Annotated in this window: 15 protein-coding genes; 7 read left to right on the forward strand and 8 right to left on the reverse strand. The window is 72.6% G+C overall.

All coding sequences use genetic code 11. The features are described from left to right. Positions 1 to 250 precede the first annotated feature (250 nt). The 5 genes from AC3EQ1_RS14825 (at position 251) to AC3EQ1_RS14845 (ending at position 6135) form a co-directional block, all read left to right on the forward strand. Positions 251 to 3295 carry a sensor histidine kinase gene (locus AC3EQ1_RS14825; RefSeq protein ID WP_432094846.1) on the forward strand — a complete coding sequence of 1015 codons (3045 nt, stop codon included), beginning with the start codon at positions 251 to 253 and terminating at the stop codon, positions 3293 to 3295. Further along, positions 3292 to 3798 (forward strand): roadblock/LC7 domain-containing protein, encoded by a 507-nt coding sequence (locus AC3EQ1_RS14830; RefSeq protein ID WP_432094779.1) that lies wholly within the window; start codon positions 3292 to 3294, stop codon positions 3796 to 3798. Before AC3EQ1_RS14825 ends, AC3EQ1_RS14830 begins: the two co-directional genes overlap by 4 nt. Continuing rightward, the gene (locus AC3EQ1_RS14835) at positions 3795 to 4196 is read left to right on the forward strand and encodes a DUF742 domain-containing protein (protein ID WP_351509983.1); all 402 of its coding nucleotides are present in this window, start codon (positions 3795 to 3797) and stop codon (positions 4194 to 4196) included. The genes AC3EQ1_RS14830 and AC3EQ1_RS14835 overlap by 4 nt, the downstream gene beginning before the upstream one ends. Before the next feature lie 10 nt (positions 4197 to 4206). Next, complete coding sequence (locus AC3EQ1_RS14840; RefSeq protein ID WP_432094780.1) at positions 4207 to 4812, forward strand: GTP-binding protein; 606 nt, start codon at positions 4207 to 4209, stop codon at positions 4810 to 4812. 66 nt (positions 4813 to 4878) lie between these two features. Beyond that, on the forward strand, positions 4879 to 6135 hold the full coding sequence (locus AC3EQ1_RS14845) for a styrene monooxygenase/indole monooxygenase family protein (protein ID WP_432094781.1): 1257 nt from the start codon (positions 4879 to 4881) through the stop codon (positions 6133 to 6135). A gap of 321 nt (positions 6136 to 6456) precedes the next feature. Here the strand turns inward: AC3EQ1_RS14845 and AC3EQ1_RS14850 are convergent, their stop codons facing one another. The 4 genes from AC3EQ1_RS14850 to AC3EQ1_RS14865 all read right to left on the reverse strand — a co-directional run bounded on the left by AC3EQ1_RS14850 (position 6457) and on the right by AC3EQ1_RS14865 (position 10005). After that, positions 6457 to 7599 carry a C40 family peptidase gene (locus AC3EQ1_RS14850; RefSeq protein WP_432094782.1) on the reverse strand — a complete coding sequence of 381 codons (1143 nt, stop codon included), beginning with the start codon at positions 7597 to 7599 and terminating at the stop codon, positions 6457 to 6459. 219 nt (positions 7600 to 7818) lie between these two features. Beyond that, entirely contained in the window at positions 7819 to 8085 is a 267-nt protein-coding gene (locus tag AC3EQ1_RS14855; RefSeq protein ID WP_432094783.1) for a hypothetical protein, read from the reverse strand. Between the two features lie 49 nt (positions 8086 to 8134). Then, entirely contained in the window at positions 8135 to 8959 is an 825-nt protein-coding gene (locus tag AC3EQ1_RS14860) for a TetR/AcrR family transcriptional regulator (RefSeq protein WP_432094784.1), read from the reverse strand. A gap of 101 nt (positions 8960 to 9060) precedes the next feature. Continuing rightward, entirely contained in the window at positions 9061 to 10005 is a 945-nt protein-coding gene (locus AC3EQ1_RS14865) for an AurF N-oxygenase family protein (RefSeq protein ID WP_432094785.1), read from the reverse strand. A 282-nt stretch (positions 10006 to 10287) separates the two neighbouring features. On the opposite strand from AC3EQ1_RS14865, the gene AC3EQ1_RS14870 reads away from it, so the two are divergent. Further along, positions 10288 to 11403, forward strand: coding sequence for a ferritin-like domain-containing protein (locus tag AC3EQ1_RS14870; protein WP_432094786.1), 1116 nt, complete (start codon positions 10288 to 10290; stop codon positions 11401 to 11403). A 161-nt stretch (positions 11404 to 11564) separates the two neighbouring features. Here the strand turns inward: AC3EQ1_RS14870 and AC3EQ1_RS14875 are convergent, their stop codons facing one another. The 4 genes from AC3EQ1_RS14875 to AC3EQ1_RS14890 form a co-directional block, all read right to left on the reverse strand. Further along, entirely contained in the window at positions 11565 to 13019 is a 1455-nt protein-coding gene (locus tag AC3EQ1_RS14875; protein ID WP_432094787.1) for a penicillin-binding transpeptidase domain-containing protein, read from the reverse strand. After that, on the reverse strand, positions 13016 to 14419 hold the full coding sequence (locus tag AC3EQ1_RS14880; protein WP_432094788.1) for an FtsW/RodA/SpoVE family cell cycle protein: 1404 nt from the start codon (positions 14417 to 14419) through the stop codon (positions 13016 to 13018). The genes AC3EQ1_RS14875 and AC3EQ1_RS14880 overlap by 4 nt, the downstream gene beginning before the upstream one ends. Before the next feature lie 186 nt (positions 14420 to 14605). Next, positions 14606 to 15079 carry an SH3 domain-containing protein gene (locus tag AC3EQ1_RS14885; protein WP_432094789.1) on the reverse strand — a complete coding sequence of 158 codons (474 nt, stop codon included), beginning with the start codon at positions 15077 to 15079 and terminating at the stop codon, positions 14606 to 14608. 398 nt (positions 15080 to 15477) lie between these two features. Continuing rightward, positions 15478 to 16650 carry an extracellular solute-binding protein gene (locus AC3EQ1_RS14890; protein ID WP_432094790.1) on the reverse strand — a complete coding sequence of 391 codons (1173 nt, stop codon included), beginning with the start codon at positions 16648 to 16650 and terminating at the stop codon, positions 15478 to 15480. Between the two features lie 536 nt (positions 16651 to 17186). Here AC3EQ1_RS14890 and AC3EQ1_RS14895 point away from each other — a divergent pair. Further along, the gene (locus AC3EQ1_RS14895; RefSeq protein ID WP_432094791.1) at positions 17187 to 17912 is read left to right on the forward strand and encodes a Crp/Fnr family transcriptional regulator; all 726 of its coding nucleotides are present in this window, start codon (positions 17187 to 17189) and stop codon (positions 17910 to 17912) included. Positions 17913 to 17936: the final 24 nt, after the last annotated feature.

The following is a 17936-nucleotide window of genomic DNA, read 5'->3' on the forward strand; positions in this document are numbered from 1 at the left end:
CCGGCGCGCGCGGAACCCGTTAGACAGGGTGTCGAAGGAGTTGTTCCTCAACTCAGTCGTGATGTTCACTCGTTCGGGTGGCCAGCCGGGCGATGAATGCCTCGCCCACACCGGTACTGGAATGGTCGATTTCGTACCTCGGGGTGGGGGTGGACGCCCGTCGCGCTCCGCGCGCAGCAGGTCAGCCAGTGAACTGTCGTCACCTCGGCCATGGGCGGACGAGTACAGATTGCGAGCACCGGTGCAGAAGATGTGGCCTCGGGGCAGAGATCGTGGACCGAAGGGCACGGAGGGCGGCGGGGCGAACCCCACGCCGCAGCGCACCGCGCGGGTCCGCAACCGTCTGGTCGCGTCGGTGGCCGTGGTGGGCGTCGCCGTCATCGCGGCGGCCGCCCCCGGTATTGCCGGCCCTTCCCATGACGTGACGGAGTCCCAGCGGCTCGTCACCCTGTCGGAACTGAACGGGCAGGCCGTCGCGCTCGCCCATTCCCTCGCCGACGAGCGGGACGTGATGACGGAGTTCGTCGCGGCCCGCCGCAGCAACTCCTCCGGCGCCGCGGCCGTCTCCGAGACCCGCCGCGCCCGGGTCGACCGTCAGGTGACGGAGATCCGCCCGGACGCCCCGGCCGACCTGCGGCGCGTCCTGGATGCCCTGCCCGAGCTGCGCCAGGAGGCGCTCTCCGGCCGGGGCGACGCGCTGCGCACCTTCACCGCGTACAGCGAGGCCGTCCAGGCGCTGCACGGCGTCTCCACCGATCTGGCCCGCCGGACACCGCCGCGCGCCACCGACGGCTCCACCGAGGCGCTGCCCGCCCTCGGCCGCGCTGTCGAACAGGCCTCGGCCACCCGCGCGCTGCTCCTCGGCGCGCTCTCCGGCGGGGGCAGCCAGCCGCAGCTCGCCGCCGCCGGCCAGCGCGCCCGGGTGCAGGAGCAGGCGGCGCTCGCCGAGTTCGACCAGACGGCCCCCGAGGCCGCGGCCGACCGCTACACCAGCACCGTCAACGGCACCGAGGTCGGCACCGCCGAGGCCTATCTGGCCCGGCTCACCGACCAGCCGCGGCTCTCCGCGCAGGACGTCCGGCTCAACCGCAACCGGGTCGACGCCGCCCTGTCCGCCCGGGTCGACCGGATGCGGGCCGCGGAGTCCGCCCTCACCTCCACCGGGACCAGCCGGCTCGCCCAGCTGCGCGACGACGACGTCACCGCGCTGGAGACGCGGATCGCGCTGGGCGTGGTCTGCCTGCTGCTCGCGGTCGGCATCAGCATGTCGGCGGCCCGCTCCATGACCCGGCCGCTGTCCGCGCTGCGGCGCGGCGCCCGCCGGGTCGCGGCCGACCCGGTCACGGAGGAGCCGGTGCGCTACACCGGCCGCAACGACGAGTTCGCCGAGGTCGTCGCGGCCGTCAACGAGCTGCGGGAGGCCGCGGCCCGGCAGCACGGCCGGTCCGAGCAGCTCGGCGACGACCGCACCCGGCTGGTCGCCGAACGGCAGCGCCTGGCCGACCAGCGGGAGGAACTGCTCGGCAAGCAGAAGGAGCTCACCGAGCTGCTCGCCGGCATCCAGGACCGGATCCACGGCAGCCACGTCAACCTCGCGCTGCGCACCCTCGGCCTGGTCGAGCGGCAGCTAGGCGTGATCGAGGGGCTGGAGGACCGGGAGCAGGAGCCGGAGCGGCTGGACACCCTCTTCAAGCTCGACCACCTGGCCACCCGGATGCGGCGGTACAGCGAGAACCTGCTGGTCCTCGCCGGTTCCGAGTACGGCAACGGGCACAGCGGTCCGGTGCCGCTGCTGGACGTGCTGCGCGCCGCCGTCAGCGAGATCGAGCGCTACGAGCGGGTGCAGATCCAGTCCCTCCCGCCGCACGCCCGGATCGCGGGCTTCGCCGCCGACGCCGTCAGCCACCTCGTCGCGGAACTGCTGGAGAACGCCACGGCGTTCTCCCCGCCGGACGCCGATGTCGAGCTCTCCGGCTGGCTGATGGAGAGCGGTGAGGTCATGCTCTCCGTCCAGGACGAGGGCATCGGGATGACCGAGGAGCGGCTGGCGGAGCTGAACGCCCGGCTCGCCGACCCGCATCCGCACGACGCCGCCGGTGCCACCGGCGAGGACCACGCGCTCGGGCTCGGGCTCTACGTGGTGGCCCGGCTCGCGGCCCGGCACGGCGTCCGGGTGCAGCTGCGCGACCAGAAGCAGGGCGGGGTGGCGGCCGTGGTCGTCCTCCCCAAGTCGATACTCCCGACCCGTCCCGCGCCGACCGCCGCCGGAGGTTCGACGTCCGGGAAGCCGGGCGGCACCCCCGCGGTGAGCCTGCCGGGCTCGGTCGCGGAGGCCAACTCCAACGCGCTGCCGCGCCGTGCGGCCGTCCTGCCCGCGGCGCGGTCCGCGGCGGACGCCGGGCCGCAGGAGCCCGCGGCCCCGGCGCCCGACGCACAGCAGTCCCCGGCCGCGCCCGGCGGGAGCGTTCCGGAGCAGGCCGCGGAAGCCCCGTCCGGCCCGGACCCGGACGGCGCCCCGACGGGCGAGACCCCGCTGCCGGACCCGCTCACGCTGTCTCCGGAGGCGCCGCAGCCGTCGGAGACCGAGCGGCCGGCGCAGGAGGAGCCCCGGGAGCCCGGTGCCCCGTCGCTGGCCCTGACCTCCGACGACCCGCTGGTGGCGGCGGCCGAACGGGCCGTCGCGGAAGCGCAGTCGGAGCAGGAGCCGGAGCAGGATCAGGAGCCGGTCGGCGGGACCGCCCCGGACGCCCCGTACGCCGCCGGGTCCGAGGAGCACGCCCGCACCGAGGACGAAGCGACGACCGGGCGGCTCGACCAGCCGACCCAGTCGATCCGGGTGCCGCAGCAGGCCGACCCGGCGGACGCGGCCCAGGCGGCGGACGCTCCGGCGGCCGGCGACGCGAGCCGGGAGTCCGGCCCGCGGGCGGCCCAGTGGGAGCGGGCCGACGGCCCGGCCGGGGCGGCCCCGGCCGCGGAGCCGGTACAGGACGCCGCGGAGTCTGCGCAGCAGCCGTCCGCGGAGGGGGAAGAGCCCGAGCAGCGGGCACCGAAGTGGGAGCGCGTCACGGACAAGGGGCTGCCCAAGCGGACGCCCAAGGCCGTGGCGCCCACGGGACCCAAGCGGGAGCGCAAGGGTTCCGTCGACGCCGATGCCCTGCGCCGCAGGCTCGGCGGATTCCAGCAGGGCAGTCGCGACGGCCGACGCGACGCCGAGGCCGAGACCGTGGAACGAACCGGACAGCACCAGACGGGGGCCCAGGACGACGGTGGCACAGTCGAGGAGGCACGCGGTTGAACGCGTATACCAAGGCCGGCCCGGGGCACCGGGCGACGGGTCACGGCGGGAGCAACGAGGCCCGTAACCTGCACTGGCTGCTGAGCAATCTGGTCGACGAGGTACCCGGCGTCCACGCGGTCGCGGTCGTCTCGTCCGACGGTCTGCTGCTGCTCGCCTCCGACCCGGGGCTCGCGGCGCAGCGGACGGGCGAGCAGCGGGAAGGCCCCCGGGGATCGAGTGCCGACCTCGCCACCATCGTGTCCGGTCTCGGCGCCCTCACCACCGGCGCCGCCCGGCTGATGGACGCCGGCAGCGTCAAGCAGACCATGGTCGCGATGGACGAGGGCAGCCTCTTCGTCATGTCGATCAGCGACGGTTCGCTGCTCGGTGTGCACGCCACCCCCGACTGCGACATGAGCGTCGTCGCCTACCACATGGCCCTGTTCGTCGGCCGTGCCGGCCACGTGCTCACCCCCGAACTCCGCAGCGAACTGCGCAAGTCCATGGAGAGGGACCAGTGACCTCCTCGCCCAAGCTGCCCACCCGAGGCGGGGACCGCAAACCCGCCCGTGTACGCCCGTACTCGCTGACCGGTGGCCGCACCCGGTTCGGCCATGTGCTGCTCGTCGAGACCTTCGTGGCGGCGCTCGACGCCCCCGAGGAGCGGCGGGAGCTCACCTCCGGCGGGTGGGCCGACCGTGTCATGCCGGAAATGCGGATGATCGTCGAGCTGTGCCGCCGCATGCGGTCGGTCGCCGAGATCTCCGCGCTGTTGAGCATGCCGCTGGGCGTGGTCCGCGTGCTGCTCAGCGACTTGGCCGACCAGGGAAAGATCCGCGTCTACGGCTCCGGGAACGACACCGGCCGGCCCGACCGCGCGCTGCTCGAAAGGGTGCTCAGTGGACTTCGCAGGCTCTGACGCCAGCACCATGACCGCGGGCGGGGCCACCGAAGAGGGTCTGCAGAGCTGGCAGACCGACCACACCCGGGCCCCCATCGCCACCAAGATCGTGGTGGCCGGCGGCTTCGGCGTCGGCAAGACGACCTTCGTCGGCTCGGTCTCGGAGATCACTCCGCTCACCACCGAGGCGGTGATGACGCAGGCCAGTGAGGGCGTCGACGACCTCGCCGCGACCCCGGACAAAGCCACGACGACGGTCGCCATGGACTTCGGCCGGATCACGCTCGACCAGGACCTGGTGCTCTACCTCTTCGGCACGCCCGGCCAGCAGCGCTTCTGGTTCATGTGGGACGACCTGGTGCGCGGGGCGATCGGCGCCGTCGTGCTGGCCGACACCCGCAGGCTGGACGACTCCTTCCCGGCCCTCGACTACTTCGAGAGCTGCGGGTTCCCGTACGTCGTCGCGGTCAACCACTTCGAGGGCACGCCCGCGTACGAAGTGGCGGATGTGCGCGAGGCGTTGTCCGTTCCGGCGCACGTGCCGGTGGTGATCATGGACGCGCGGAAGCGGATCACCGTCGTCGAATCGCTGTTGCAGCTGGTGGGCCACGCTCTTGACGTCACTCCTCAGTGACGTAGCCTCGGCCCCGCTGTTCCGGAACGCAGCGTTCCTTTTTATGTGTTGAGAGAGAGCCCAGTCATGCGGAAGATACTCGTCGTGGGGGCCGGCCAGTCCGGTCTCCAGCTCGCCTTGGGCCTGCAGTCGCAGGGGTACGAGGTCACCCTGATGTCGAACCGCACGGCGGACGAGATACGCACCGGGCGCGTGATGTCCACCCAGTGCATGTTCCACACCGCGCTCCAGCACGAGCGCGATCTCCAGATCAACTTCTGGGAGAGCCAGGCCCCGCGGATCGAGGGACTCGGCGTCTCCGTGGCCAACCCCGAGCCGCCGGCCGAGGGCGAGAGCCGCGGGCGCATCATCGACTGGCTGGGTTCGCTCGACGGCTACGCGCAGTCCGTCGACCAGCGGGTGAAGATGGCCGGCTGGATGGAGACCTTCGCGCAGCGCGGCGGCCAGCTGGTCATCCACGGCGCCGCCGTCTCCGACCTCGACTTCTTCTCCCGCCGCTACGACCTGGTGCTGGTCACGGCCGGCAAGGGCGAGCTGGTCTCGATGTTCGGCCGCGACGCCTCCCGCTCCCCGTACGACACCCCGCAGCGCGCGCTGGCCGTCTCCTACGTGCACGGCCTGGGCCCGCGCCCGGAGCACCCGGAGACCGACGCCGTCCGCTGCAACCTGGTGCCGGGCGTCGGTGAGCTGTTCATCATGCCCACCTACACCAACTCCGGCCGGGCCGACATCCTCTTCTGGGAGGGCATCCCCGGCGGGCCGCTGGATGCGTTCCAGGGCGTCAAGGACCCCAAGGAGCACCTGGCGCTGACCCTGGAGCTGATGGAGAAGTTCACTCCCTGGGAGTACGCGCGCGCCACCAAGGTCGAGCTGACCGACGCCAACGGCACGCTCGCCGGACGGTACGCCCCGACGGTGCGCAACCCGGTCGGCCGGCTGCCCGGCGGCGGGCTCGCGCTGGGCGTGGCCGACGTGGTCGTCGCCAACGACCCGATCACCGGCCAGGGTTCCAACTCGGCGTCGAAGTGCGCCGCCGCCTACCTGGCGAGCATCGTCGAGCACGGCGACAAGCCGTTCGACGAGGAGTGGATGCAGGCCACCTTCGACCGCTACTGGGACACCGCCCAGCACGTCACCAAGTGGACCAACGCGATGCTGGCCCCGCCGCCGGAGCACATCCTGAACCTGATCGGCGCCGCCGGTCAGCTCCAGCCGGTCGCCGACCGCTTCGCCAACGGCTTCAACAACCCGGCCGACTTCGAGAACTTCTTCTACGAGCCGGAGAAGACGGCGGCGTACCTGGAGTCGGTCGCGGGAGCCTGACGGGCTCCGGCCGGCAGTCCGTCGGCCGCCGGTGGTCGTGGCCGCCGGCCGCCGTCGGACGGGTCCACCCACTGCCCCGCACCGGGCGCCCCGTCTCCCTCGCACGGTGACGCGGGGCGCCCGGTGGCCGTTCCTGGCGCGGGATCCGGGCCGGGTTCCCGCCCGGAACCGCCTGGTACCCACGGAACCCGTGGAATCGCCCGGGCCCCACGGGGCGCCCGGAATCGCTCAGGACCCACGAGGCCCGGAACCACCCCGTACCCCACGCGGCGTCCCGGCACCCACGGGCCGCCCGGAACCCCCGGGGCGGCCCGCCGCGGATCACGCCTCCCGCTGCTCCGGAGCCCCGGAGTACCCCGTGTCGTCCCCGCCCGTCGCGCCCTCGGGGAGCTCCGGCGGGACGTAGCGCGTCAGCGACGGCTCGCCGTCGTCCGGCCGGACCACGCCCAGCAGGGGGTTGGCCGCAAGCGGCGAGATCTTCACGTCCGCGCCCGGCCGCGGGGCGTGCACCACCATGCCCCCGCCGAGGTACAGGGCCACGTGGGTCGCCTCCGGGAAGTACACCACCAGGTCACCGGGCCGGGCGTCCCGCAGCGGCACCCGCCGCAGCTGCTTCCACTGCTGCTGGCTGGTCCGCGGGACGGACCGCCCCGCGCGGGTCCACGCCTGCTGGGTGAGCCCGGAGCAGTCGAAGGAGTCCGGCCCCACCGCGCCCCAGGCGTACGGCCGGCCGATCTGCCCGACCGCGTACCGCACGGCCCGGTCGCCCGCCCGGGACGGCGGGCGCTCCGCATCCAGCGCACCCGACCCCATCAGGGCCCGCTGAGCGGTGCCGGTGTCCTCCTGCTCCAGCCGGCCCAGCTGGGCCAACTGCTCCTCGGACAGCGAGGCGAGCATCCGCTCCACCTCGTCGAGCCGGCGCTGCGCCGTGTCCCGCTGCTCCACCCGGCGCCGCGCCAGCGCCTGCTGCCGCTCCAGCGCGGTCCGGGCCTCGCGCGCCAGACCGGCGAGCCGGCGCTCGCCCCGGGCCAGCCGGACCAGAGCCTCGGCACGTTCGTCCGCGGCCCGCCGGAGGAGGTGGTCCTCATCGAGGAAGGTCTGCGGCCGGCGGCTCAGCAGCAGCCGCAGATAGGGGGAGAGCTCAGCGGTGGACCCCTGGTACTGGTCCCGGACCAGGCGGGCCGCGGCGCCCTGCCCCTTCGCCAGCTTCGTCCGGGCGGTGGCCAGCCGGCCGTTGAGCCGGATGACCTCGGTCCGCTGCCTTCGGAACCGTTCCTCGGTGGCGTTGTACGCCTCGCCGGCCTCCTCGGCCTTCCGGTAGTAGGTCTGAAGCTGCGTCAGCAGCTCCCTGACGGGCGGGTCGGCGGGGGCGGCACCGGCGAGCGGCGGCGGAGCCGACACCGCGAGCGCGGTTCCGGCGGCCACCGCCGCCGTACGGACCGACCGTGCGAACCGTCCTGACACGGACTCACCTCCGGTGCATCAGAGAGCTGGGCGGATTGCCCGGTCTCCTGACACTATTTCAGAGATGGTCGTATTGTCGGGATCTATGGTCGGGGCCGGACGAACCGGCCACGCATGGACCACGCCGCGGCTCCCGCCGCGCCGCCCCGGGAGCCGGTCCCGGCTGTCGTGCCGGACGGGCCCGCGGTCCGGACGGCCGGTCCGCGACCGCGGACGGTGTCACCGGCCGGGCTTCGACCACGGCCACTTCGGACCGCCCGCCGGCCGGCCCTCCGGTGCGTACGCGTACTTCCACCCGCGCTGGATCCCCAGCCTGGAGTGCCCGGCCGGGACGCGCAGATAGACATGGACCGTCGGCTCGCCGCCCTCCGGACCGGGCACCGGAACCTCGTACACCTTGGGCGGATGGCCGGTCATCCCCAGGAGCACCGGCAGGACCCTGCCGTCCAGCGGGCCGCCGACAAAGAGTGTGTCCTCGCTTCTCACCGCACCATCTTCACCCGGTGCGCCGGGCGGCGCCCGCCCGGGCCCGCCGTCAGCCGGCGTGCCCGCTGCCACCCGCCGGGGCGCCGCCGTCCAGCAGATGGGCGGCCCCGCTCACCAGCGGTACGACCCGCCGGGCCAGGGACCCCGCCGGTCCGTCCGCCCGCTCCAGCGCCAGCGCGGCCACCGTCACCCGCGCGGTCTGCGGATCGCCGGCCGCGGTGGCGGTGAGCAGGGCGACGAAGTGGTCGACCAGCCAGTCGCGCAGCTCGCCGGCGGACGGCCGGCGGCCCCGGGGCGCCCCGGCGGTCTCGTCCAGCCAGATCAGGGAGGCGGCCTCCACCGCGGTGATCCAGGTGCGGACCATCATCCGCAGCCGCGGCCCGGGGTCCGGCACCTCCATGTGCAGCAGGATCTGCTCGGCCGCCGCCCGCCGGACCTCGTCGACGATCGCGCCGGTGCGGGAGGTCTCGGCGACGCTGCCGCCCTGCAGCAGGGCCGTGAAACCCGCGTCGTGCTCGTCGACGAAGGCCAGATAGCGGTCGAGGGCCCGGCACAGCCGGACCGTCAGCGAGCCGGTCTGCGGCTCGGCGAAGCACTGCTCCAGCTCGTCGGCCGCGCTGCGCAGCGCGGCCTCGTACAACTGCTGCTTGCCGCCCGGGAAGTACCGGTAGACCAGGGGCCGGGAGACCTCGGCGGCATGGGCGACGTCGTCCAGCGAGACGTCCTCCGGGGCGTGGCGGGCGAAGAGTTCCAGCGCCGCGGTGAGCAATTGGGCGCGGCGCTGCTCGACGCTCATCCTGCGGTACGCGACGGCGTGCCCTCCGCCGCGGGAGCGGGTCGGCCGTGCCGTGGGGGCGGTTCCGCTGCCTGTCATGTCCCGCAGGGTAACCGCCGTGCCACGGGGCGAGCAGGGTGCGTGGACGGCGGGAGGCGGCTCTGCCCCGGCCCGGTCCCGGCTCTGCCCCGCGGAACGGGCTACGCCAGCAGCCCCGAGCTGCGCCACAGCCGGCGGCCCGCCCCCTGCAGCACGCCGATGTCGCCGAGGAAGTCGGTCAGCCGCCGGGCCCCGGTCCGCATCACCTCGCGGCGGTGGCCGCTGGCCTTCACCTGCGCCACGGCCGCCCGCCGGTCCAGACCGACGTCGGTGTAGACCTGCGGATTGACGAACGCGAGCGAGAGCACCCGCGCGGCCTCGCCCGAGCTGATCCGGGTCAGCTCGGCCTCCCACCGCGGGCAGGACACCATCTGGCGGCGCAGCTCCTCGCGCGCGTAGCGCACGTGCCGGGCCTCCTCCACCACATGGATGCGGGTGACGCCGCGGATCAGCGGCTGGACCCGCTCGTCCGGGAAGGTCAGCCGCTGCATGTAGTCGAGAATCTCCTCGCCGAGCAGGGTCGCGGCGAACGAACCGGGCGTCGTGGAGACCGTCTTGAGGATCCGGGCGAGGTTGTGGTGCAGCCGCGACACCGGGTAGACGGGCGTGCCGCCCTTGCGGATCAGCCGGGCGAACATCATCGAGTGCCGGCACTCGTCGGCGATCTCGGTGAGCGCGTAGCGGACGTGGGCGCTGGTCACGGGCTTGTCGTAGATGTGCCGGACGAGCAGCTGCATCAGGATGATCTCGAACCAGATGCCGAGCGAGGCGAGCGACGCGGCCTCGTGCCGGGCCAGGTCCCTGCGCTGATCTTCGGACATCCGGCGCCACAGCGGGGTGTCGTAGAGCGAGACGAGCTCCGGGGGCCAGAACCACTTGTCGTCCTCGAACGGGGCGTCCCAGTCGAGTTCGTTGTCCGGGTCGAAGGAGTGCTTCGCGGAAGAGTCGAGCAGCCGCTGGGCGACCTGCTCCCGGTCGCGGAGCGGTCCGAGCGCGTCCCGGAGGGCGGAGGGCCGGGCCGCGACGCTGTCCGGTGGGGTCGTCATCGCTGGAACACCTCGCTGATCGGCGTTTCGGGCCGGAGGAAGGCCACGGACGCACCCGGCGATCGGGCCTCAACTCGCTTGCTGGGATGAGTAGTTGATTGCTACGGGCGCGATGGAACGGGCTTTCGGAGCGCTGCCCTCCGACAGCTTCCCTCTTATGAGACTGCTTGTCAGCAAGACCGTCAATCCCTTGCGCCCGACTTGTTGACCGCTGGGTAACCGGCGTGTGAGCCTGCCAACCATCCGCCCCTGTACGGGTGTCGTGAAGGCAAGGAGGCGTCCATGACGACGCATGAGCTCTACGCGCAGAATCCCGGGGATGGTCAATGGCAGGTGCCCGCGTCCGGCGCGGCCCGCTTCAACTGGGACTACGACGACGGCCGCGACCGGCTCCTGGCCCTCTACCAGAAGGGCAAGGACAAGCAGTGGGACGGCGCCAAACGGATCGACTGGGACCTGGAGGTCGACCCGTACGATCCGCTCGGCACCCCCGACGAGTCCATGGCCCTGTACGGCACCCGCTACTGGGACCGGATGACCGAGAGCGACCGCGGCGAGCTGCGACGGCACTACGCCTCCTGGCAGTTCAGCCAGTTCCTGCACGGTGAACAGGGCGCGATGATCTGCGCGGCGCGGATCGTGGAGTCCGTCCCCGACCTCGACGCGAAGTTCTACTCCGCGACCCAGACCATGGACGAGGCCCGGCACGCCGAGATCTACGGCCGCTTCCTGCACGAGAAGGTCGGGATGCTCTACCCGATCAACGACAACCTCCAGGCCCTGCTGGGCGACACCCTCCGGGACTCGCGCTGGGACATGCCGTACCTGGGCATGCAGGTGCTCATCGAGGGCCTGGCCCTGGCCGCCTTCGGCATGATCCGGGACACCACCGACAAGCCGCTGCCGCAGCAGATCCTCGCCTACGTCATGCAGGACGAGGCCCGGCACGTGGCCTTCGGACGGATGGCGCTGCGCGACTACTACCGGCAGCTCGGCGACGCCGAACTCCGGGAACGCGAGGAGTTCGTGATCGAGGGCTGCTATCTCATGCGCGACCGGCTGCGCGGCACGGAGGTGCTGCAGAACTTCGGCATCCCGGCCGCGGAGGCCGCCGAGTTCACCGAGCAGTCCGAATTCCTGCACCTCTTCCGGAAGCTGCTCTTCAGCCGGATCGTGCCCTGCGTCAAGGACATCGGCCTGTGGGGCGAACGCCTCCAGCGGGCCTACCTCGACATGGGCGTGTTCGACCTGGGCGACTCCAGCCTCGATCTGCTGATGGCCCAGGACGAGGAGCTGGCCGACCGGCTCGACGCGCAGCGGTTCGCCGCGGAGGAGGAGGCCCGCGCGGCGGAGGTGACGGACGCCATCGCCGCGGGGGCCACCGCGGCGGACGGCTGATCCGCGGGGTGGGGGAGGGCTGCCGGCCCCGGGGCCGGGGAGCGCGGCGGCGGCAACGGCCGTGGCCCGGTGGTCCGGGGCGGCCGAGGGGTGGGCAGTCGACGGCTACCCGTCGCGCGCCCTGAGTCAGCAGGGGGCGGGCACCCGCCGCGGGCCCCGGCTCAGTCCAGCGCGGCCCGCATCACCTCCCGGGCGATCGGGGCCGCGCTGCCACCGCCGCTGATGTCCGCCCGGTCCGCCTCCGCGTCCTCGATGACGACCGCCACAGCGACCGCCGGCTTCGCCGCGCCCTCGGCGCGGGCCCAGGAGATGAACCAGGCGTAGGGCGTACCGGAGTTGTCGACCCCGTGCTGCGCGGTGCCCGTCTTGCCGCCGACCTCGGCGCCGTCGATCGAGGCCTGGGTGCCGGTGCCGTCGGTGACCACCGCGACCATCAGCTCCCGGAGCCGGTCCGCGGTCTCCCGGCTCATCGCCCGCCGGTAGGTCCGGGGGCGGTGGGTGGAGACCGTCCGGCCGTTCGCGGCGGTCACCTTCCGGACCAGCGTGGGGCGTTGGATCACCCCGCGGTTGGCCACCGCTGCCGCGACCATGGCCATCTCCAGCGGTGTCGCCCGGGTGTCGAACTGCCCGATCGAGGAGAGCGCGAGCTGCGCCCGGTCCATCGAGGTGTCGAAGGTGCTCTCCGCCACCCGCACCGGGATCCGCAGGCCGCTGTCGTTGAAGCCGAAGCTCTCCGCGGCGTCCACCATGCCGCGCAGCCCCACGTCCACCCCGAGGCGGGCGAAGACGGTGTTGCAGGACACCTCGAAGGCGTGCAGCAGGGTGGCGTCCTCGCAGCCGGAGGCCTCGTTGGTGAGCCGGGTGCCGGAGTTCGGCAACCGGTACGGGTCCGCGGTGTCCGTGGGGTCCCGCACCTCGTCGACCACGCCCGCGTCCAGCGCCGCCGCCGCGGTCACCACCTTGAACGTGGAGCCCGGCGGATAGGTCTGCCGCAGCGCCCGGTTGAGCATGGGGCGGCTCGGGCTCGTGTTCAGCCGCTGCCAGGCCGCGGTCACGGACGGGCCGGTGCCCGCCAGCGCCCCCGGGTCGTACGACGGCGAGCTGACCAGGGCGAGGATCCGGCCGGTGGCCGGCTCCAGGGCGACCACCGCGCCCCGCCGGCCGTTCAGCCCCTGGTGGGCGGCGCGCTGTACGCCGGCTTCGAGGGTGGTGTGCACATCGCCGCCGGGCTGCCGCTTCCGGATGAGGTCGTTCCACAGCGGCACCCGGGCGAGCCGGGAGTCGGTGCCGGAGAGCAGGTCGTCCTCGGTGCCCTCCAGCAGCGTGGTGCCGTACGTCTGCGAGGCGTAGCCGGTGACCGGGGCGTAGAGCGGGCCGTCGGAGTACCGGCGTTCGTAGCGCAGGCGCTCATGGGTGTCGACCGAGCCGGTGACCGGGGTGCCGCCGACGAGGATGTCGCCCCGCGGCCGGTCGTACCGCGCGATGGCGAGACGGCGGTTGGCCTGGTTGTGGTCGTAGTCGTCCGCCTCGAGGACCTGCACCCGGGAGGCGTTGAGGAGCAGCGCGACCAGGAGCAGCAGGCTGAAGGCGGCGACGTGCCGGGTGCAGCGGATCATGGCCGGTCCTCCCCGGGGTTCTCCGGGCCGTCGGGCGCCACGGAGGCGATGACACCGGTGTCGGCGGTCGTCGGGCGCGGCCGCCGGGCGGCGTTGCTGACCACGATGAGCAGCGCCACGATGATCCAGTTGGTGACGACGGACGAGCCGCCCTGTGCGAGGAACGGCATCGCCATGCCGGTGAGCGGGATCAGCCCGGTCACCCCGCCCGCGATGACGAACACCTGGAGCGCGATGATCGCGGCGAGGCCGACCGCGAGCAGCCGTCCGAACGGATCGCGCAGCGCGAGCGCCGCCCGGTAGCCGCGGGCCACCAGCAGGGCGTAGAGCAGAAAGACCGCGGTGAGTCCCCAGAGCCCCAGCTCCTCGCCCACGGTGGCGAGGATGAAGTCGGACTTGGCGGCGAAGCTGATCAGTATGGAATGGCCCTGCCCGAGTCCGGTGCCCAGCATCCCGCCCGCGGCGAAGGCGAACAGCGACTCCGCGAGCTGACCGGTGCCGCGGCCGTCCTCGATGCTGGCGAAGGGGTCCAGCCAGGCCTCGACGCGGCTGTGCACATGCGGTTCCAGGGAGCCGACGACGAAGGCGCCGACCGCCGCCAGCAGCAGCCCCACGGCGATCCAGCCGGTCCGGCCGGTGGCCACGTACAGCATGATCACGAAGAGTCCGAAGAACAGCAGCGAGGTGCCCAGGTCGCGTTCGAGGACCAGGACGCAGACGCTGACCAGCCAGATCGCCACGACCGGCCCCAGCACTCGGCCGGTGGGGAGCTGGAGCTTCCGGATGCGGCGGCCGGTGTACGCCAGGGCGTGCCGGTTCGCGGCGAGATAGGTGGCGAAGAAGACCGCGAGCAGGATCTTGGCGAACTCGCCGGGCTGGAACGACAGGCCCCCGATCCGGACCCAGATCTTGGCGCCGTTGGTGTCGGGGAAGAAGATCGGCACGGTCATCAGGACCAGGGCCGTGGCCACGCTCAGATAGGCGTAGCGCTGGAGCACCCGGTAGTCCCGCAGCAGCAGGACGACGGCGATGAAGAAGCCGACGCCGAGTGCGGACCAGACGAGCTGGGTGGGGGCGGCGTGGTTCTTGGGGGTCTCCAGGTCGAGCCGGTAGATGAAGACCAGGCCGAGGCCGTTGAGCAGGACGCCGATCGGCAGCAGCAGCGGGTCGGCGAAGGGGGCCCGTAACCGGACGGTCAGATGGGCGACCAGGGCGAGAACGCCCAGCCCGGCGCCGTAACCGGCCGCGCCCCGCGGCACGGCGTCGTGCCGGGCCAGTCCGACCTCGATGTAGCCGAGGACGGGGATGAGCACGGCGCCGACCAGCAGGGCGAGTTCGACCCCCCGCCGCTGGGGGAGGCGCAGAGCCGGCGGGGGCGCGTCCGCTCTCGTTGCGGTCATGCCAGGAAACGTACCAAGCGGTAACGCCCAAGTCCGGCATGCCTGTCTTGTGTGGCTGTGCGGATGAGCGGAGGCCGGGCGCTCAGGGGATGCGGGCGGGGCTTCGTCGGGAGGTTCGCCACGCTGCGGCGTCCTCCCGGCGCGGGGACGCCGGGAGGACGCCGTCGGCGCTCCGGTGGTGGGGTGTCAGCACCAGGCCGGGGCGGGGCCGATGTTCTCGATGTAGCGCGCGGAGGCCCAGGCCCACTGGCCGTTCTCCAGCAGGTACCAGCGGGGGTTTCCGGCCACGTCGTCGCTGTTGACCTTGCAGCTGATCCGGACGACCGTCCCGTGGGGGAGCTGCCCGACGATCCGCGCGTGGAGGCTCGGGGCGTCCCGCAGGATCAGACCGGACCGGGCGGTGACCCGGCCCCGGTACGGGGCGCGGTGGTCCCGGCCGTCGGAGCGCTGGTCGCCGTTGTCGGAGCGGCTGTCGGAGCGGCTGTCGGAACGGGGGTCGCCGCTGGAGTCGCCGCTGTCCGAGCGGAAACCCTCGCTGTCGGAGCGCGGGTCCGTGCCGTCGGGGCCGGAGTCGGCCACGGCCGGGCCGATGGCGGTGAGGGTGGCGAGGGTGCCGGTGGCGGCGGCGACGGCGAGCCTGCGGAGCTTCGACTGCGGCATCGTGGTCCTCCTCGGCGAGGGGTGTCCCGCATGGGGGTGTCCGGCAGGGGGTGTCCAGCAGGGGGATTTCCGTCAGGGAATCGAAGGGCGCCGGGTGTCGGGTGCCGGCGCGACGGGCCGGGCGTGCGCCCTGGACGGGCCTCACCCCGGTCTCTCCGGCGGAGAGTCGGACCGGGCGTGAACGGCGAAGGGCGGCCGACCCGCAGGCACAACGCTAAATCGGACACCAGTAGTGCGCAACTTGTCACTTTGGGTGATTATCGCTGGTTGGGGCGGTTCGGGCGTGCGGTTCAGGGATGCGTGCGGTCGGCGAGTTCGCCGGGTCCGGCCGCCCCTGCCCTCCGGGGTGCCGGCCGCCCCGTGCCCCGTGGAAATGCCGCCCGTGGAAATGCCGCCCGTCAGGGGGTGGAATTCTCCAGAAGTCCGGCCTTGCGCTGGAGTGAGCCGAGCACACTCGCCGGGTCGCCGTTCCGTTCCACGGTGCTGCCGATCGACGTTTTGAGTACGCGCACCGTCGCTCCCCACGACCTCTTGCCGACCGGATAGAACTTCGCGCCGGGCAACTGGTCCAGGAACGGGCGGACTTTCCGTTGCGCGGGATCCGAACGCATGCTGTCGGAGGCGGAGTTGGTCACCGGCAGCAGGTTGTACTCGCCGGTGAACTTCAGCACGTTCTTCTCCTCGTAGACGAAGTCGAGGAATTCTCCGATCTCCTTGCGGTGGCCGTTCCGCTTGAAAGCCATGATCCAGTCGGCGACCCCGGTCGTCGCCTTCGACGGGCCCTTCTTTCCGGGCAGCGGAGCCGTGCCGTACCGGATGCCGTTCTCCTGGGCGAGCTGCATCAGCGTCGGATGGCCGTTGACCATGGCGACGTCGCCCCGGGTGAAGGCGTCGAACGCGGCCCGCCGGTCGGTGCGGGAAGGCGACTTGTTGGTGAGTCCGGCGCCGACGAGTTCGTCCCGCAGCCAGGTGAACGTCTCGATGTTCTCCGGGGAGTCGATGGTGTAGCTGCCGACCCCGTCGGTGTAGCCGCCCCCGCCGCTGAGCATCCAGTTCAACGTCTCCGCCTGCGCTTCCTCCGTGCCCAGCGGCAGTGCGTACGGCACCTGTACACCGGACCGCCGCAGCGCGAGGGCGTCCGACCGCAGTTCGTCCCAGGTCTCCGGCGGGTCCTGGATTCCCGCCTTCGCCAGGAGGTCCTTGTTGTAGAAGAGCACGCGGGTGCTGGCGACGAACGGCATGCCGTACTGAATCCGGCGGACCTGTCCCGCTTCGGCGAGAGCGGGGAGGAAGGCGGCCTGGGTGGGAATGGAGAGCAGCTGCTCCGCCGGGTAGAGCTTGCCCTGGGCCGCGTAATCGGCGTACGAGCCGGTCTGTGCGATGTCGGGGGCCTTGCCCGCTTTCACCAGGGCGTCGACCTTCTGGTCGATCGTGTTCCAGTTGTACACGTCGACGTCCACGGTGATGCCGGGGTGCTGGAACTCGAATTCCCCGGCCAGCTGGTCCCAGTAGCGCTTCGAGCTGTTGCCGGGCCGGTCCCCGTAGTCGGCCGCCACCAGTTTGAGCGTCACGTCGCCGGATCCGACGGAACTTCCGCCGCATGCCGTCAGCGTGCACAGCAGGGAGGTCGCGACCCCTGCCGCGACAAAACCTGAGAATCGCCGCCGCACTGCCTTTACCGCCCTCTGTTGTGCATACCCGCTCCGCCGCGCCGAATTGGCCTCAGGACAAGGCCCGGCGCGAAAGCCGAGTCTCTCCCGCGGTCACCGGGAGGTCCACCGTCCACCGGTCTCGCTTCGGTATCGACGCGGCCTCGCGCCCCGGGTGATGGCGCCATGTCCGGACTCCTCCCGAGCACTTCGCCCGCGGTGGGCCGGTGACGGTCGCCACCTGCGGCTACGGCACCGGGCGCCGGACGAACTCGCCGCCCTCCCGGTGAGGCGGCGGGCGCCGTGTCCCGGCTGCCGCAACCTCCTGGTGAAGGGGTGCGACCCCACGGGAACAGGCGCCCGAGAGACCTGCTTTCGCACGGATGTCCATTCTCACGACAACCCTCCGAATTGCCCCTGAGCGGTGGTAATCATGTGTCGAGGGGGAGGAGCGGGGGATGTCCGATGATTTCCCGGTGGGAAGCCTGCTGGCCGGGCTCGGCCCGGAGGAGCGCGGGGAACTGCTGACGCTCGGCACCGGCCGCCAGTACGGAGCGGGCAGCGTACTGATGCGCCAGGAGGAGACCGCCCACGACGTGTACATCGTCCTGGACGGCTATGTGAAGGTGACCGCGATCACCGCGGAGGAACAGCTGGCACTGCTCGCCGTCCGGTCCCGGGGAGACCTGGTCGGCGAGATCGGTGTCATCGACGGCAGCCCCCGCACGGCGACCGCCACGGCCGCCGGCGCGGTGGTCTGCCGCTGCATCGGGGGTGAGGCGTTCCGCGCCTTCCTGGCCCGGCACCCGGCGGTGTACGACGCCGTGACGCGCAGTGTCACCGCCAAGTTCCGCTCGGCCATACGGCGGCGGCTGGAGTACGTCGACGGCTCGGTCCGCGCCCGGCTGGCCCGGGTGCTGCTCGAATTCGTCACCCACTGGGGCATCCCCGCCCCGGAGGGGATCATGATCGCGGTCGGCCTCAACCAGGCGGAGATCGCCGCCCTGGTGGGCGCGACGGAACGGTCGGTGAACGAGACGTTCGCCGAATTCCGCACCGAGGGCACCATCTCCGTCGGCTACCGCAGGATCGTCATCCGCGATGTCGAGGCACTGCACAAGGCGGCACTGGGATGCCCTGATGGGGCGGGGCGCCGGGAACGGGCGGCCGGGCAGGGGCAGTGAGCCGCGCGGGCGGTGAGCCGAGTG

The sequence above is a fragment of the Streptomyces sp. bgisy100 genome (assembly GCF_057709105.1).

What these genes read in the sequence shown, in the direction of transcription:
- AC3EQ1_RS14825 (WP_432094846.1), top strand. Translation starts at nt 251, where the DNA reads ATGTGGCCTCGGGGCAGAGATCGTGGACCGAAGGGCACGGAGGGCGGC.
- AC3EQ1_RS14840 (WP_432094780.1), top strand. Translation starts at nt 4,207, where the DNA reads ATGACCGCGGGCGGGGCCACCGAAGAGGGTCTGCAGAGCTGGCAGACC.
- AC3EQ1_RS14845 (WP_432094781.1), top strand. Translation starts at nt 4,879, where the DNA reads ATGCGGAAGATACTCGTCGTGGGGGCCGGCCAGTCCGGTCTCCAGCTC.
- AC3EQ1_RS14860 (WP_432094784.1), bottom strand. Translation starts at nt 8,959, where the DNA reads ATGACAGGCAGCGGAACCGCCCCCACGGCACGGCCGACCCGCTCCCGC.
- AC3EQ1_RS14865 (WP_432094785.1), bottom strand. Translation starts at nt 10,005, where the DNA reads ATGACGACCCCACCGGACAGCGTCGCGGCCCGGCCCTCCGCCCTCCGG.
- AC3EQ1_RS14870 (WP_432094786.1), top strand. Translation starts at nt 10,288, where the DNA reads ATGACGACGCATGAGCTCTACGCGCAGAATCCCGGGGATGGTCAATGG.
- AC3EQ1_RS14875 (WP_432094787.1), bottom strand. Translation starts at nt 13,019, where the DNA reads ATGATCCGCTGCACCCGGCACGTCGCCGCCTTCAGCCTGCTGCTCCTG.
- AC3EQ1_RS14880 (WP_432094788.1), bottom strand. Translation starts at nt 14,419, where the DNA reads ATGACCGCAACGAGAGCGGACGCGCCCCCGCCGGCTCTGCGCCTCCCC.
- AC3EQ1_RS14885 (WP_432094789.1), bottom strand. Translation starts at nt 15,079, where the DNA reads ATGCCGCAGTCGAAGCTCCGCAGGCTCGCCGTCGCCGCCGCCACCGGC.
- AC3EQ1_RS14895 (WP_432094791.1), top strand. Translation starts at nt 17,187, where the DNA reads ATGTCCGATGATTTCCCGGTGGGAAGCCTGCTGGCCGGGCTCGGCCCG.